This window comes from Natronococcus amylolyticus DSM 10524, assembly GCF_000337675.1.
In the GTDB taxonomy this organism is placed as follows: Archaea; Halobacteriota; Halobacteria; order Halobacteriales; family Natrialbaceae; genus Natronococcus; species Natronococcus amylolyticus.
This window is the reverse complement of record NZ_AOIB01000024.1, coordinates 44,288-57,956: the sequence shown is the minus strand read 5'-3', so window position 1 is coordinate 57,956 and position 13,669 is coordinate 44,288. Positions and strand designations below refer to the sequence as shown.

Sequence of the window (13,669 nt, the reverse complement as noted above, 5' to 3'; positions counted from 1 at the left end):
TGAGTCATGGTAGCACCACTCAACAGGCGCAGCCTACTGAAAGCGAGCGCCGTGGCTGCCGCGGGACAGTTCGTGGGGACGACGGCGCTGGCCTACGAGGAGGAAGACGGCACCGAGACCCCGGTCCGGATCAGACGGGACGAGTACGGCGTCCCACACGTCTACGCGCGCGACGGCCGCGGACCGGCGCCGGTCTTCTACGGCTACGGGTACGCGACGGCCCGAGACCGTCTCTACCAGCTCGAGCTCTACCGTCGGTACTATCACGGTACCGTCGCCGAGGTGCTGGGCGAGGAGTGGGTCGAATTCGATCGCGAGGCGCGGATCAACCACGACAGCGCGGTCCCGCTCGCCGAACAGATCGAGCGGCAACTCGAGGACGAACACCGCGCCGTCCTGCGGGCCTACGCCGAGGGAATCAACCGTCACATCGAGGACGTGCGCTCAGGGAAGAGCGACCGACCGGGGTTTCACCGGGGGTTCGTCGAACACGAGTTTGAACCCGAGCCCTGGGACTCGGTCGACGTCGCGGGAGTCTTCGTCGCGACGATGGCGTTCTTCTCGGGGGTGAACCTCGAGGGGCTGAACGCGGCCGTGCTGGCCGGGCTCGAGGCGGAGTACGACGAGGAGACGGCCTGGGAACTGTTCGAGGATCTCCAGTGGGGGGACGATCCGGACGCGCCGACGTCCGGCGACGTCCCCAACCCAGGATTCACGCCGCCGACGGCGGCGGCGGGAATCTACGCCGATCGGATCTCGGACGGCGAGACGAACGACGTTAGCAACCGGGTCACCGGGGGCGAGTATCGCCTCTCGAGTGATCCCGCCGGGACGTTCGAGCGCCAGCAGGAGCGACTGGGGACGCTCGTCGACGGTGCGCACGAACTCGGGATTCCGACGACGGTCGGCTCGAACGCGCTCGTGGTCCACGGCGACGTCACCGAGAGCGGCGATCACCTCCTGATGGGCGGCCCGCAGATGGAGTTCTCCACGCCGTCGGTCATGTACGAGGTCGGTCTCCACGGCCCGGACTTCGACACCGCCGGGATCACGGTGGCCGGCTACCCGGCTATCATGTTCGGACACAACGGCGACGGCTCCTTTACGTCGACGGCGGGGATCGACAAGAGCATCCAGACGTTCGTCGAATCGATCCGAACGCCCGAGGACGGACCCGCGGAGCACGAGTTCCGCGGCGAGTGGTACGAGATGGACGAGGACGAGCAGCGCATCGAGGTGGCCGACGCCGAGGACGTGACCCACACCGTTCGCCGGACCCGACACGGCGTCGTCACCGACTACGATCCCGAGACCGGCGAGGCAGTCGCTCAGACCCGGGCGTTCGACGGACGGGATATGAACTCGTTTCGCGCGTTCTACGACGCGCAGTTCGCCGACGACGTCGAGAGCTACGGCGAGGCCGCCCAGCAGTGTGACTACGCGCTCAACTTCATGTGGGCTGGCGAGGGCGGGATCGGTTTCTTCCACCTCGGTCGCTACCCCGATTTCGAGGCGGTCCCGTGGGACACCCGGCTCCCGGCCGACGGCACCGAACACGAGTTGACCGACGACGACTTTCTGCGGGCGGCCGACGGCGAGGTGCCCTACAGCATCAACCCGCCAGTGGGATACTCCGCACAGTGGAACAACAAGCCCGCGCCCGACTGGGACAACGGCGACCGCAGCTACTCCTGGGGCGTCGACCACCGGGTCCAGCGCTTCATCAATCTCGTCGAGCACGAACTCGAGACGACCGGGTCGGTCAGCTACGAGAACCTGAAGGAGATGGTCTACGACACCTCCTTCGTCGACTTGCGGGCGATCCGGTACAAGCCGTTCCTGCTCGAGGCGCTGGACGGTGCGGACCTCTCCGAGACCGAGAGCGAGGCGAAGGCGGCCCTCGAGGCGTGGGACGACTACGGGCAGGCCGACGGCGAGGACTACATGGGAACGTACCCGCCCGGATACACCGTCTTCGACGCGTTCTTCCCGCGGCTGATGGAGCGAACCTTCGCGCCGACGTTCGGCGAGCAGTTCGAGTCCGCGATGACGTTCCTGGACTTCCGGTACGGCCGCGCCACGCTCATGCGGGCACTCTACCCCGAGGAGACGGCACTCGACACCGCGGTCGATTACTTCGACGGCGACCGCGACGGCGTGTTCCGCGAGGCGTTCCAGGAGGCCGTCGCCGAACTCGAGGAGGAGTACGGCCGCGACGTCGCCGACTGGCGCGCCGACGTCGCGGTCGACGATCTCGGGAACGTCGTCCTGTTCGGGATGCCCGTCGGCGTCGGCGACGCGGGCGAGCTGCCGTTCATGAACCGCGGCACGGAGAACCACTTCGTCCGAATCGGCGACGAGGTCGTCTGTGCCGAGAACGTGTTGCCGCCGGGCAACTCCGGGTACGTCTCGCCCGACGGGGAGCCCGGGCCCCACTACGACGACCAGCTCGACTCCTTCCTCGCGTTCGAGTACAAGGACCTGCTGTTCGAGGACGGCGAGGTCGCCGCCGCAACGGTCGACCAGCGAGTGTTGCAACCTGACACCGAAGGCTGCGATCGGGCGGCCGACCCGAGCGAGTCGGCCTCGGGGACCGACTGACGCGGACGCTCCGCTACCCGGTTTTGTAGACGCCTCGAGCGTCGGCGATCAGTGTCTCGTCCTCCACCGTGTAGACCTCGACGTCGACGGTTCCGACGTCGCTGCCACAGCGCACGACGTCGGCCTCGGCGTAGAGATCGCCCGTCCCCGCGCTGAGGTAGTCGATGCGCATATCGATCGTCGGAACGGGCTGGTCGACCAGCGAGACCAGCGCCGCGCCGCCGACGGTGTCGGCCAGCGTGAACGTGACGCCGCCGTGGGCCATTAGCTCGTCCTCGTTCCAGGAGAGCTCCTCGCGCATCTCGAGGCGACCCTCGGCGTGTCCGTCGGCACACTCGGTAACCTCGATTCCAAGCAGGGACGCGAAGGGCATCCCCTCGAAGAACGCTTCGGTGTCCATGCAACACGGTGCCGAACGAATCGTAATAAAGGTAGCAGGTCAGCCGCAAGGTCCGTCTCGACCGTGCGTCAGCGGTGGTCGTAGACCCGCTTGACCTTCCCGACCTCCGTCCGTTCGATCGTTCCGTACTCGACGAACTCGAGCGAATCTGGCCGGACGGAGAGGACGTTCCGAAGCCGCTCGAGGACTGCCTCCCGGAGCGCCTCGCGGTCGCCGTCGAACCCCTCCGTCAGCTCGACGGTCAGCGCCAGCCGATCCAGTTCGTCCTCGCGGGAGAGGTCGATCCGGTAGTACGGCGCCACCGCGTCGAACCCGAGGACGACGTCCTCAATCTGGCTCGGGTACAGGTTGGCCCCACGGACGATGAGTCGGTCGTCGGCCCGGCCCGTGACGCTGCCCATCCGGACAGTCGTCCGACCGCACGCACACTCGTCGAACGTGAGCGACGTGAGATCACCGGTCCGATACCGGAGGACGGGCAGGGCTTCCTTCGACAGTGAGGTCAACACCAGCTCGCCCTCCTCGCCCTCGGGGAGGGTCTCGCCCGTCTTCGGATCGACGACCTCGGGGTAGAAGTGATCCTCCCAGACGTGCATCCCGTTCTGGGCCTCGCGACACTCGACGGCGACGCCCGGCCCGATCAGCTCCGAGAGGCCGTAGTTCTCGATCCCGACCGCACCGAGGCGCTCCTCGATCGCCTCGCGCATCGGCTCCGTACAGGGTTCGGCGCCGTAGAGCACCGTCGAGAGCGGCAGCTCGCGGGGATCGACGCCCATCTCGCGGACAGTCTCGGCGAAGTACAGCGCGTACGATGGCGTGCAGGCGATGGCGTCGCTCTCGAGGTCGCGGGCGAGTTCGACCTGCCGCTGGGTGTTCCCGCTTCCCGTCGGGATCACCGTCGCGCCGAGGGCCTCGGCGCCGCCGTGGAACCCCAGTCCGCCCGTAAACAGGCCGTAGCCGTAGGCGTTCTGAACGGTGTCTCCCGGTTCGATCCCCGCGGCTTCCAGCGACCGGGCCATCACCTCGTCCCACAGCTCGAGGTCGCGCTCGGTGTAGCCGACGATCTTGGGTTTGCCCGTCGTGCCCGACGAGGCGTGGATACGCAGGAGCTCGTCGTCGTCGACGGCGAAGAGGCCGTCGGGATACTCGTCGCGGAAGTCCTCTTTCGTCGTGAACGGCAACCGCTCGAGATCGTCGACTGACTGTACGTCTTCGGGCGAAATACCGGCCTCGTCCAGTCGATCGCGATAGAACCGGACGTTCTTGTAGGCGTGAACGACGGTGTCGCGGAGCCGCTCGGACTGCAGCTCCCGGCGCTCCTCGAGGCCGACTCGCTCGGTAGTGCCTGCCATGGCTCGTCCCGAGTCCACGACACCGAGTCCCAAAGTTTTGATCCCCGATCGTCAGCAGGCGCGTTCGCTCGCGCGCTGACGGCTCGGAAAACGACCGGCGTCCACTACTCGAACTTCTCGAACGGCTGCTCGCAGGCGTTGCAGTAGTGCATCGACCGACAGAGCGACGGTCCCTTCGGGTGTTCGCGGACGGTGTCGGTCGACTCGCAGTACGGACACTCCGCGCCCGCGTCCTCGCCGCTGGTCGTGACGCTCGGGTCTCGGCTGCGTCTCATATGCTCAGCCCGAACTCCCGGAGGTCCTCCTTCCCTTGCTCGGTCACCATCTCGATCGTCCACTCGGGGCTCCAGACGAGGCGCAGCTCTGCGCCGTCGACGCCCTCGACGTCGGCCGCCGTCTCCTGGACCTGCTCGGTGAGCATGTCCCTGGCCGGACAGCCCGAGTAGGTCAGCGTCATGTCGACGATCGCGTGTCCGTCCTCGAGGGTCACACCGTAGATCAGCCCGAGATCGACGATGCTGATCGGCATCTCGGGATCTTCGATCCCGTAGAGGGCGTCCCAGACGTCGGCCTCGACGCCCGTGGCGTCCTCGCCGGTCGCCGGCAGCTCTTCGGCACCCTCGCCCTCGCGGTAGTCGGTGTACGCACACGGCGTCGCGTCCGCGTCCGGATCCGGAATCTCGCTGCTCATTCTGGTTTCTCCATGATTTTGGTGGTCTCGCTGCGCCCGAGGTCGCGATAGGTGTGGGTCAGCTCGTCGTGGAGGTCGGCCCACGCGTCGGTGTGGCTCCCGTCCCGGCCGCGCTTCTCGGGAAGCATCTCCTCGGTGATCTCGAAGGTGTCGTCGTCGACCTGCGAGCTGACCGGCAATTCGAGCTCGAGGGACTCGAGGTACGGCACCACGATCGAGAGCCACTCCTCGCCCAGTTCCTCGAGGGTCGCGTCGCGGAGTCCGAGGTCGACGATGTCGGTCTCAACGTCGGGATCGACCGGCTCGAACAGCGTCAACGCGTGGGGGAACAGCCGATCGAGCGCGTCCTGCAGGCGCTGGTGGCCCTCCTCCCCGTCGGCCAGGCGCTCGACCCAGTTCTGGGCGTGTTCAAGGTGGTAGGCCTCCTCGCTCTGGATCTTGCCGACGCGATCGGCGATCTTCGGGTACGAGGAGTCCTCGAGGGCCTCGAGTCGGAGCTCCTCGGCGGCGTCGTAGAGGTACGACCGGAGGACGGCGTCGGCCCAGTCGCCCTCCTCGAAGGGGAGTTCGACGAGCGTGGCGTGGCGGAAGTCCGCCGGGTCGCGCTCGTAGACCAGCTCCTGCTCCTCGAAGCCGAGGTCCTCGAGGACGTCGTACCACAGCCGGGCGTGACCCAGCTCGTCCTGAGCGTTGTTCGCCAGCGCGAGATCCGACTCGAGGCTGGGTGCCCGAACCTGCCACTCGGTGTAGCGCTCGGCGAGCACGAACTCGTCGTCCGCGAGCCGTTTCAGCAGCGTCTCGAGGGCCTCACGCTCGCGTTCGTCGAGGTCGGCCGGGTTCTCGAGGGCCGCCATCAGTCGTCACCCCGCTGTCGCTCGGCGGTGGCCTGTTCGTCCTCGCTTTCGACGACCTCGCGGGCGTCCTCGCCGGTGGTGTTGTAGGCGGTCGCCCACCGGTAGCTCCTGTCGGTGGCGCCACCGAAGACGACGTCCTCGCTGTCGATCTCGCCGACCTCCTCGCGGGGGACGACCCAGAGGCTGTTGGTCGGTTTGCGTCGGCCGTGCTGGATCGCGGCGAACTGCTTGGCCATCTCGCGGTCGGGTGCGTGAACGTTGCCACAGTGGGTGTGGTACCCACCGGTTTTCTCCTGGCGGAACACTTCCCAGATCATGGTCAGTCGGCCGCCTGCGGCGCGTGGCCGCCGGCGGTTGTGGCGTCGTCCTCGATCGTCTCACGAACCCACTGGACGGCCTCCTGGGCCTGCTTCCGGCCGTTGATCTGTCCGAGACCGGGCTCGTAGTCGTTTTTGGCGATCGTGAAGAACTCGTCCCAGTCGAGGTCACCTTCTTCGACGGCGTAGGTGCCGTCGTCGCGTTCCCGGATGCGGGGCTCGTCGGGGATCTCGAGGCCGTGCTTGCGAGCTTTGGGGATGTACTGGTCGAGGAAGGCGTCCCGGAGTTCGTCGTTGGACTGCTGTTTGAGTCCGACCGAAGCGGCGAAGTCGTGGTGGGTACTCTTGTCGTCGGTCGGCCCGAAGAACTGGATGATGCGGGGCCACCACTCCTCGAAGGCCTCCTGGGTCCGTTGCTGTTCGGCGCGCGAGCCGGTCATCAGCTCCTTGAGGATGTCCTCGCCGTGTTTGACGTGGAACCCCTCCTCGAAGCAGACCTTATCCATCGCGTGGGCGTAGGGCTCCCAGCTCGTCCGTCGCAGCGTCGCCTGCCGGCGCATCGCGGCACCGTCGACGAAAAACGAGATCATCGGAATCTCGACCCAGCTCTTCAGCGGGTAGTGAAAACAGTTGAGGAACTTGCCGTCGCCGTTCGCAAGGTCGTCGAGCATCTCCTCGCGAGTCTTGACGCCCAGCGACTCGGCGGCACGGTACAGCAACTGGCCGTGGCCGATCTCGTCCTGGACCTTCGCCGAGAACGCCAGCTTCCGGTCGATGCTGGGCGCCTGCCGGATGAACGGTCGTTCCAGGTAGGCGCCCATGATCTCGCTGTTGGCGTGGAATTCGATCATCCGCGTCGCGGCCTCCCGATACTCCCGCGGCAGGTCGTCTGCGGGGCTGAACTCCCGTGGCCCCGCGCGTTCTTTGACTGTGTTTAGGTCCATGATCTCATTATAAACTACGATGGTTACATCCTTAGCAGTTGACCGCCACATAACGGGGGTTTAAATACTATCGCGTGCGAACTACGACTACACATCTCATGATCGACGAGTGTCTCGTCGTGGAGTTTACGGTCCGCAACGACGACTGCCCGCTCGCGGAAGCGACGCGAGACGTCGAGGTCGAAATCGACGCCCGACCGCCACAGCGACGCAGCGACGGGAACGACCTGCTGCAGTTCAGCGCGCCGACAAGTGACCGACTCACGCGGGTCCTCGAGGAGGACGATCGGATTTCCTATCTCCACGCCTCGCGAACCGACGGTCGCTCGCGGTACCGGTGTCTGTCGAAACACCCGTGTGTCGTCCACCGACTGATCGACAGCGGGCTCATCGTCGAGACGCTGCGGTACCGCGACGGCGCGGCCCGGATCGCCGGGGCGGTCGTGGGTCGCGACGTCCTCAAGGGCGTGATGGAGGCAGCCGGCGAGACCGTGGGCGTCAAACTCGAACGCGTCTATCCCCTCGAGTCGGAGGCCAGGGAATCTCCCAGCCGGCGCTGGAACCTCACGCCCGCCCAGGAGGAGTGTCTCCGGGCGGCCCTCGAGCTTGGGTACTTCGAGATCCCCCGCGGAGCCAGCTCCGAGGCGGTCGCCGACGAGCTCGGGATCAGCAAGTCGGCGTTTCTCGAGCGGCTCCGTCGCGCCGAGGCGGCGCTGTTCCAGCAGATGTTCCGCTAGATCCTTTTCGTTGCGAGTCGCTGTAGCACGATATGACGGAAGAGGTTCGACGACGCGTACTGTCAGGCGCTGGGTATCCGACTCCGCTCGCTGGAACCGGGGAACACACGAACAACCCTCGAGACCACCGAGGACCTCACGAACTTCCACGGGAGCCCCCACGGCGGAGCGATCTACTCTCTCGCCGACGCGGCCTTCGCTGCGGCGTACGAGGCCCTCGTCACCGACGGAGACGACGAGCGAGTCACGAGTTTCGCGGGCGCGTCTACGAGCGCTGACCCGAGCGAGCCCGGAACGGCCGCGATCAGGCCGTCACGCCCAGATACTTGTCGAGGATCTCCTCGTTGGCCTCGAGCTCCGCGGACGTCCCCTCGTAGACGATCTCCCCCTGGTCGATGAGGTAGTTTCGGTCGGCGAGTTCGAGACAGACGTGAACGTTCTGTTCGACCAACAGGATCGTGATCCCCCGTTCGTTGAGCTCTTCGACGATGTCCATCACGTCCTGGACGATGTAGGGGGCCAGTCCCTCTGTCGGCTCGTCGAGTAAGATGAGGTCAGCGCCGCCGACCAGTGCGCGCGCGATCGCGAGCATCTGCTGTTCGCCACCCGAGAGCGACGAACCGGGATTCGACGCGCGCTCTTTCAGGTTCTCGAACATCTCGAGCGCCTCGCCGATCGAAAACGAGTCGACGTCCGGAGCGCCGCCGTAGTCGGCGAGTTCGAGGTTCTCCTTGACGGTGAGCTCCGGGAAGATCTGACGCTCCTCCGGAACGAACGCCAGTCCCTGCTGGACCGTTTCTGTCGCGTCGAGGTCGGTGATATCGGCTCCGCGGTAGGTGATGGTTCCGCTCGTCGGGGAGATGATACCGACGATCGAACGCAGGGTCGTCGTCTTGCCGGCGCCGTTGCGGCCGACCAGTGAGACGATTTCGCCTTCCTGGACCGACAGCGACAGCTCCCGAAGCACCTTCGTCTCGCCGTATCCCGCCTCGACGTTCTCGATATCGAGTAATGGCTCGGTGCTCATTCTGTCATTCCTCCGAGGTAGGCGTCCTGTACGTCGCGGTTCTCGGCGATCTCCTCTGGCGTTCCTTCCGCGAGGATCTCGCCTCTGTTCAACACGGTGATTCGGTCTGAAAGTTCCATAACGAGTTCGATGTCGTGTTCGATCAGCAGCAGCGTCTGGTCGACCAGAACCTCCTCGATCAGGTCGATCGTCTCCCGGGTCTCCTCGACGCTCATTCCGGCCGTCGGCTCGTCGAACAGGACAAGGTCCGGATCCGTCGCGAGGACGACACCGATCTCGAGACGCCGTCGGTCGCCGTACGCGAGCGCGTCTGCCTCCTCCTCGGCGACGTGTGTGAGGTCGATACGCTCGAGGATGCGGCCGGTCTCCGCGTTGATCTCCTCGTAGCGATTCGTCGGTTTGAAGAACGATTCGAGCAGGTTGTACTCGCTACGGCGGTCAGCCTGGGCCGCGAGTCTGATGTTCTCACGGACGGAGAGTCCGCCGAAGACGTTGGAGATCTGGAACGAGCGGCCAATGCCGCGGGCGACGCGCTCGGGCGGGGAGCGGTCAGTAATCTCCTCGCCGTCGAAGTAAACGGTCCCTTCGGTGACGGGCAACGCTCCGGAGATGAGGTTGAACAGCGTCGTCTTGCCGGCGCCGTTCGGCCCGATGACGCTGCGGAACTCGCCGCGTTCGACCGTCATTGAGACGTCGTCGATCGCCGCGAAGGCACCGAACGTCTTGGTCAGCCCGTCGAGTTCCAGTATCGCTTCGCCGTCGGTTCGCTGGTTCCGGGCTCGAGTCTCCGTCGCCATCAGTCATCACCCTCCGTTTTGGCTTCCTCGGGCAACTGACCGGGATCCGCCGCAGGACCCGGCCCGCCGGGCAGGTACGGCGCGAGCATCGTCGGCACCGAGACCAGCCCACGCGGGAGGAAGATCACGAACAGGACGAAGATCGTCCCCAGTACCAGCCGCCATCGGCCAGTGTAGTGAGTTAACAACTGTTCCAGCCCGAAGAACGCGCCGGCACCGATAATCGGGCCGTAGAGCGTCCCCATCCCGCCGAGGATCACCATCACGATTACTTCCCCGGACTTCAGCCACTCCGCTGCCGAGGGAGAGACGAACGCGTTGTTGAGTGCGAAGAGTCCCCCCGCGAGGCCCGCGAACGCGCCGCTGACGACGAACGCGCGGCGCTTGTAGACGATCGTATTGTAGCCGAGGAACGTCGCTCGTTCCTCGTTTTCCCGGATGGATTTCAGCACCGAGCCGAACGGCGACTGGAGCATCCGCCGGGTAACGAAGTACGAGGCGACGAGTGCGCCCAGCACGACGTAGTAGAACAGTGAGTGACCGGTCAACACGACCGGGCCGACAAAGAACGCGACGTCGTCAAGCGACGCGCCGACGCCGGCGATGCCGTAATAGTAGTCGTGGCCGATCAGCCCGAGTCCCTCGGAGCCACCGGTGATCTCGAGTCGGTAGAGCAGGTTGTAGTAGAGTTCGGCGAACGCCAGCGTGATCATCGCGAAGTAGACGCCGGCGACGCGGATCGAGAGGAAGCCGACGATCCACGCGATCGCCGCCGAGAGGGCGATCGCCAGCGCGAGCGCGACGAACACGGAACTCGTCACGTGGATCAGCCCGAGCACGACCGCGTACGCGCCGAGGCCGAGGAACAGCGCGTGTCCGAGCGACACTAGCCCGGTGTAGCCCATTACGAAGTCAAGCGAGAGCGCGAACAGCGCCCACACGAGGACTCGGGAGCCGAACGTGACCCAGAACTGGTTGCCGAGCAACCCGGCGACGATCGGCACCAGCGCGAGGACACCGATCATCACGAGTCCAAGTTTGAGCCGGGTTTCCCGCTCGAGTAGGCCGCCGGCTCGACCGGCGAGCAGTCGTTCGCTGCCGCCCTCTTCGGCGAGTTCGGTGCCGAACAGGCCGTGGGGCCGGATCAGGAGGATAGCGATCATTAGCACGAAGATCACCATCCCCTCGAGCCAGGGGACCCACGGTCGCAGGATCGACTCCTGGAGGATTCCCACGAGGAGCCCGCCGACGACCGCGCCCTTGAAGCTACCGAGGCCGCCGAGGACGACGATGACGAACGCGGGGATGATGATCGACATCCCGAGTTCGGGGTTCGCCTGTCGGTTGCCGGCGAGGATGATTCCCGCGAACGCCGCGAGCCCGGCGCCGACACCGAAGACCAGCGAGTAGTAGCGATCGATCTCGATCCCGAGGTTCCGGACCATCTGGCGGTCCTGTGAGCCCGCCCGGATGATCAGCCCGTACTTGGTGTACTCAAGCAGCGCCCAGACGGCGAACGCCATCAGGGTGCCGCTGACGATCATGAAAACGTTGTAGGAACTGATGCCGAGCCCGAACGCACCGATCGTTCCGGTGAGAACCCCCGGTCGGGGAAGCCTGAACGATCCCGTCCCCCAGATGAGGTAGACGAGGTCGTTGATCACCAGCACGAGACCGAACGTCAAGAGAATGTGATAGAGCGGGTTCCGACCGTACAGCGGCTGGACGGTGTAGCGCTCGAGTGCGACGCCGATGATCCCGACCAGAAACGGCGCAATCACGAGCGCGGCGACGAATGCCGTGCTTCCGATACCGGTCTGAATGGTGAGCGCGACCGCCAGGTACGCGCCCAAGACGGCCAGTTCGCCGTGGGCGAAGTTGATGACGTTCATCACGCCGAAGATGACCGACAGGCCGGCGGCAAGCAGCACGTACACGAGCCCGAGGGTGATCCCGTCTAACAGTTGCTGAATGGCTGTTCCTAGCATAACTTCGGTCGGCGAGTCGTTCCGTGCATTGTCGAAATATCTCTCTGCGATCCCTATCGTTCACAGCCGGTTTCTTCACAGGCTGGAATCGCCTCCTCACCGTCGAGCTCCATCAGGATCTCGACGTCCGGCAGATCGTCACCCTCGACGAGCTCGCCCATCCAGACCGGGTTCACGGCTTGGCCGTCGCACTCGCGGAACTCGTTCGGTCCGAAGATCGTCTCCTGTTCGAGCCCGCCGAGGACGTCGGCGACCTCGGTCGGATCGTCCGATCCGGCTTCCTGGATTCCCCGTACCATCATCCGAATCGAGTCGTAGCCGACCCGCGAGAAGTTGTCCGGCGGTTCGTCGTACTCGGCCTCGTAGGCCTCGACGAACTCCTGGTTGTCGCCCATCTCGAGGTCGGGATAGTATCGAACGCCGCTGAACACGCCGGTCGCTGCGTCGCCCGCACCCGCTCGCACCGGGGTAAACGAAGCGGTGGTCGTGACGATGGGTATCTCGTCGGGGAGACCCCGGTCAGCGGCCTGCGAAAGGAAGGTCGTGAGATCCTCGCCGGTACTCCCGATGACGACCGCGTCGGCCTCGTCGGCCGCGCCCTCGATCTGGGTGATGTAGGCCTCGAAGTCGCCCGCACCGAATTCAGCGCGGGTTTCGCCGACCGCCTCGTAGTCGTCACTCAGTTCCTCCATCCGGCTCTCGAACTCGTTTCGAACGGACTCGCCGTAGGCGTAGTCTGCCAGGTGGTAAAAAATCTGATCTCCCTGTTCCTCGTAGGTCCACTGGGCCATCGCCTCGGCGATCTGGGCGGTACTAGTTTCGAAGCGGAACACGTACTCGTTGCACCGTTCGCCCGTGATCGCGACGTCCGCCGCCCCCGGCGTGTACAGCACCTCGTTGTCGAGTGCGAAATCGTTCATCGACAGCGCGACGTCGCTGGAGATACAGCCGGTGAGAAACTGTGCCCCCTGGGACTGAACCGCTTCGCTGGCCTCCGAGAGCGCATCCTCGGGGTCGGACTGGGTATCGTACGTCTCGTACTCGATCTCGAAATCGAACTCGTCACTCTCGTTTACCTCTTCGATCGCGAGCTCGGTCCCCTGCGTTCGTTCCTCTCCAAGATCCGCGAACGGACCGGTAAACGGTTCGAGCACGGCGAGTTCGATCGTATCGAGTGCTTCGTCCCCGTTGGCCGCCTCTTCGGGATCCCCAACACAGCCCGCCAGACCGGTCAGCCCAGCGACGCTCCCTGCGGTGACGGCTCGGAGAACCTGCCGCCTACTTCCATGGCATTTGTCATCTCGACCCATACGCTCAGTTGAATACAGTGGGTCATAAATATCGACCGCTATTTGTAGGGGTTTTATATTATAAACATCTAGGTGAGGGGTAACGAAGGGGCGAAATCGGCAGGTGTGATCGATATACCGCTGTTTTATTGAAATAATTCCCTTTGTTAATTGCCGCCGGGAAAGAGGAGTCATTACCGGGTAGGGCCGCCTAGCGGTCCCTCGGTCCGTGACCCCTAGAAATTATGATCATCGAATGCGATTCGTTCGAGTATGTATCGCGTACTGGTCGCGCTCGATACCGACGAGCACCGCGCACTCGCACAGGCATCTACGATCGAATCGCTCCCGACGGCGGCCGAGAAGGTGTCGGCAACCCTCGTTCACGTCTTTCAGGAGAACCCCGAAGGAGAATCGATCCCACAGCTCAAGGGCGTTCGCAACGCGGCCGACACGTTCGACGAGAGCGGCGTCGACTACGAGTACTACGAGACGAGCGGCGATCCGGCGTCCGAGATTATCGCAGCTGCCGATGAACTGGACGTCGATCTGATCTGTCTGTCGGGCCGAAAACGAACGCCGACGGGAAAGGTCCTCTTCGGCAGTGTCACCCAGTCGGTCATCTTCGGTACCGACCGTCCGGTCATCACCGTCAGTCCGGAGCAGTAACTA

Annotated in this window: 14 protein-coding genes and 1 pseudogene; 4 read left to right on the top strand and 11 right to left on the bottom strand. The window is 64.9% G+C overall.

The annotated features are described in order from the left end of the window. The first annotated feature begins 6 nt into the window (after window positions 1–6). Window positions 7–2,601 (top strand): penicillin acylase family protein, encoded by a 2,595-nt coding sequence (locus tag C491_RS10825; RefSeq protein WP_241431305.1) that lies wholly within the window; start codon window positions 7–9, stop codon window positions 2,599–2,601. Between the two features lie 13 nt (window positions 2,602–2,614). Here the strand turns inward: C491_RS10825 and C491_RS10820 are convergent, their stop codons facing one another. The 7 genes from C491_RS10820 to paaA all read right to left on the bottom strand — a co-directional run bounded on the left by C491_RS10820 (window position 2,615) and on the right by paaA (window position 7,159). Further along, window positions 2,615–3,001, bottom strand: coding sequence for a PaaI family thioesterase (locus C491_RS10820; RefSeq protein ID WP_005556101.1), 387 nt, complete (start codon window positions 2,999–3,001; stop codon window positions 2,615–2,617). Between the two features lie 68 nt (window positions 3,002–3,069). Continuing rightward, window positions 3,070–4,353, bottom strand: coding sequence for a phenylacetate--CoA ligase PaaK (gene paaK / locus C491_RS10815; protein ID WP_005556099.1), 1,284 nt, complete (start codon window positions 4,351–4,353; stop codon window positions 3,070–3,072). A gap of 104 nt (window positions 4,354–4,457) precedes the next feature. Next, entirely contained in the window at window positions 4,458–4,628 is a 171-nt protein-coding gene (gene paaE, locus C491_RS23240) for a 1,2-phenylacetyl-CoA epoxidase subunit PaaE (RefSeq protein ID WP_005556097.1), read from the bottom strand. Beyond that, window positions 4,625–5,044: a 1,2-phenylacetyl-CoA epoxidase subunit PaaD gene (paaD, locus tag C491_RS10810; protein WP_005556093.1), complete on the bottom strand. Its 420-nt coding sequence runs from the start codon at window positions 5,042–5,044 to the stop codon at window positions 4,625–4,627. The genes paaE and paaD overlap by 4 nt, the downstream gene beginning before the upstream one ends. Continuing rightward, window positions 5,041–5,898 (bottom strand): 1,2-phenylacetyl-CoA epoxidase subunit PaaC, encoded by an 858-nt coding sequence (gene paaC, locus C491_RS10805; protein WP_005556092.1) that lies wholly within the window; start codon window positions 5,896–5,898, stop codon window positions 5,041–5,043. Before paaC ends, paaD begins: the two co-directional genes overlap by 4 nt. Further along, window positions 5,898–6,215: a 1,2-phenylacetyl-CoA epoxidase subunit PaaB gene (paaB, locus tag C491_RS10800; protein WP_005556091.1), complete on the bottom strand. Its 318-nt coding sequence runs from the start codon at window positions 6,213–6,215 to the stop codon at window positions 5,898–5,900. The genes paaC and paaB overlap by 1 nt, the downstream gene beginning before the upstream one ends. Before the next feature lie 2 nt (window positions 6,216–6,217). Next, window positions 6,218–7,159, bottom strand: a complete 942-nt coding sequence (paaA, locus tag C491_RS10795; protein WP_005556090.1) for a 1,2-phenylacetyl-CoA epoxidase subunit PaaA — start codon at window positions 7,157–7,159, stop codon at window positions 6,218–6,220. Between the two features lie 98 nt (window positions 7,160–7,257). Here paaA and C491_RS10790 point away from each other — a divergent pair, with 98 nt between their 5' ends. Together C491_RS10790 and C491_RS24185 are read left to right on the top strand one after the other, a co-directional pair. Continuing rightward, entirely contained in the window at window positions 7,258–7,896 is a 639-nt protein-coding gene (locus C491_RS10790; RefSeq protein ID WP_005556088.1) for a helix-turn-helix domain-containing protein, read from the top strand. A gap of 69 nt (window positions 7,897–7,965) precedes the next feature. Further along, window positions 7,966–8,103, top strand: a pseudogene (locus tag C491_RS24185) (DUF4442 domain-containing protein); the annotation flags it as partial. A 97-nt stretch (window positions 8,104–8,200) separates the two neighbouring features. On the opposite strand, the gene C491_RS10785 reads toward C491_RS24185, so the two are convergent. From C491_RS10785 to C491_RS10770, 4 genes are read right to left on the bottom strand one after another with little or no spacing between them, the layout of a single operon-like run. Next, entirely contained in the window at window positions 8,201–8,923 is a 723-nt protein-coding gene (locus C491_RS10785; RefSeq protein WP_005556084.1) for an ABC transporter ATP-binding protein, read from the bottom strand. After that, on the bottom strand, window positions 8,920–9,720 hold the full coding sequence (locus C491_RS10780) for an ABC transporter ATP-binding protein (protein WP_005556083.1): 801 nt from the start codon (window positions 9,718–9,720) through the stop codon (window positions 8,920–8,922). Before C491_RS10780 ends, C491_RS10785 begins: the two co-directional genes overlap by 4 nt. Further along, window positions 9,720–11,708 carry an ABC transporter permease gene (locus tag C491_RS10775; protein WP_005556082.1) on the bottom strand — a complete coding sequence of 663 codons (1,989 nt, stop codon included), beginning with the start codon at window positions 11,706–11,708 and terminating at the stop codon, window positions 9,720–9,722. Before C491_RS10775 ends, C491_RS10780 begins: the two co-directional genes overlap by 1 nt. A 53-nt stretch (window positions 11,709–11,761) precedes the next feature. Next, the gene (locus C491_RS10770; RefSeq protein WP_049891762.1) at window positions 11,762–13,018 is read right to left on the bottom strand and encodes an ABC transporter substrate-binding protein; all 1,257 of its coding nucleotides are present in this window, start codon (window positions 13,016–13,018) and stop codon (window positions 11,762–11,764) included. Between the two features lie 252 nt (window positions 13,019–13,270). Between C491_RS10770 and C491_RS10765 the strand changes: the two genes are divergently transcribed. Further along, window positions 13,271–13,666, top strand: a complete 396-nt coding sequence (locus tag C491_RS10765) for a universal stress protein (RefSeq protein ID WP_005556080.1) — start codon at window positions 13,271–13,273, stop codon at window positions 13,664–13,666. The last annotated feature ends 3 nt before the right edge of the window (window positions 13,667–13,669 follow it).

Bases quoted from the DNA above. Each gene is read 5' to 3' on its own strand.
- C491_RS10825 (WP_241431305.1), top strand. From the start codon at position 7: ATGGTAGCACCACTCAACAGGCGCAGCCTACTGAAAGCGAGCGCCGTG.
- C491_RS10820 (WP_005556101.1), bottom strand. From the start codon at position 3,001: ATGGACACCGAAGCGTTCTTCGAGGGGATGCCCTTCGCGTCCCTGCTT.
- paaK (WP_005556099.1), bottom strand. From the start codon at position 4,353: ATGGCAGGCACTACCGAGCGAGTCGGCCTCGAGGAGCGCCGGGAGCTG.
- paaE (WP_005556097.1), bottom strand. From the start codon at position 4,628: ATGAGACGCAGCCGAGACCCGAGCGTCACGACCAGCGGCGAGGACGCG.
- paaD (WP_005556093.1), bottom strand. From the start codon at position 5,044: ATGAGCAGCGAGATTCCGGATCCGGACGCGGACGCGACGCCGTGTGCG.
- paaC (WP_005556092.1), bottom strand. From the start codon at position 5,898: ATGGCGGCCCTCGAGAACCCGGCCGACCTCGACGAACGCGAGCGTGAG.
- paaB (WP_005556091.1), bottom strand. From the start codon at position 6,215: ATGATCTGGGAAGTGTTCCGCCAGGAGAAAACCGGTGGGTACCACACC.
- paaA (WP_005556090.1), bottom strand. From the start codon at position 7,159: ATGGACCTAAACACAGTCAAAGAACGCGCGGGGCCACGGGAGTTCAGC.
- C491_RS10790 (WP_005556088.1), top strand. From the start codon at position 7,258: ATGATCGACGAGTGTCTCGTCGTGGAGTTTACGGTCCGCAACGACGAC.
- C491_RS10785 (WP_005556084.1), bottom strand. From the start codon at position 8,923: ATGAGCACCGAGCCATTACTCGATATCGAGAACGTCGAGGCGGGATAC.
- C491_RS10780 (WP_005556083.1), bottom strand. From the start codon at position 9,720: ATGGCGACGGAGACTCGAGCCCGGAACCAGCGAACCGACGGCGAAGCG.
- C491_RS10775 (WP_005556082.1), bottom strand. From the start codon at position 11,708: ATGCTAGGAACAGCCATTCAGCAACTGTTAGACGGGATCACCCTCGGG.
- C491_RS10770 (WP_049891762.1), bottom strand. From the start codon at position 13,018: ATGGGTCGAGATGACAAATGCCATGGAAGTAGGCGGCAGGTTCTCCGA.
- C491_RS10765 (WP_005556080.1), top strand. From the start codon at position 13,271: ATGTATCGCGTACTGGTCGCGCTCGATACCGACGAGCACCGCGCACTC.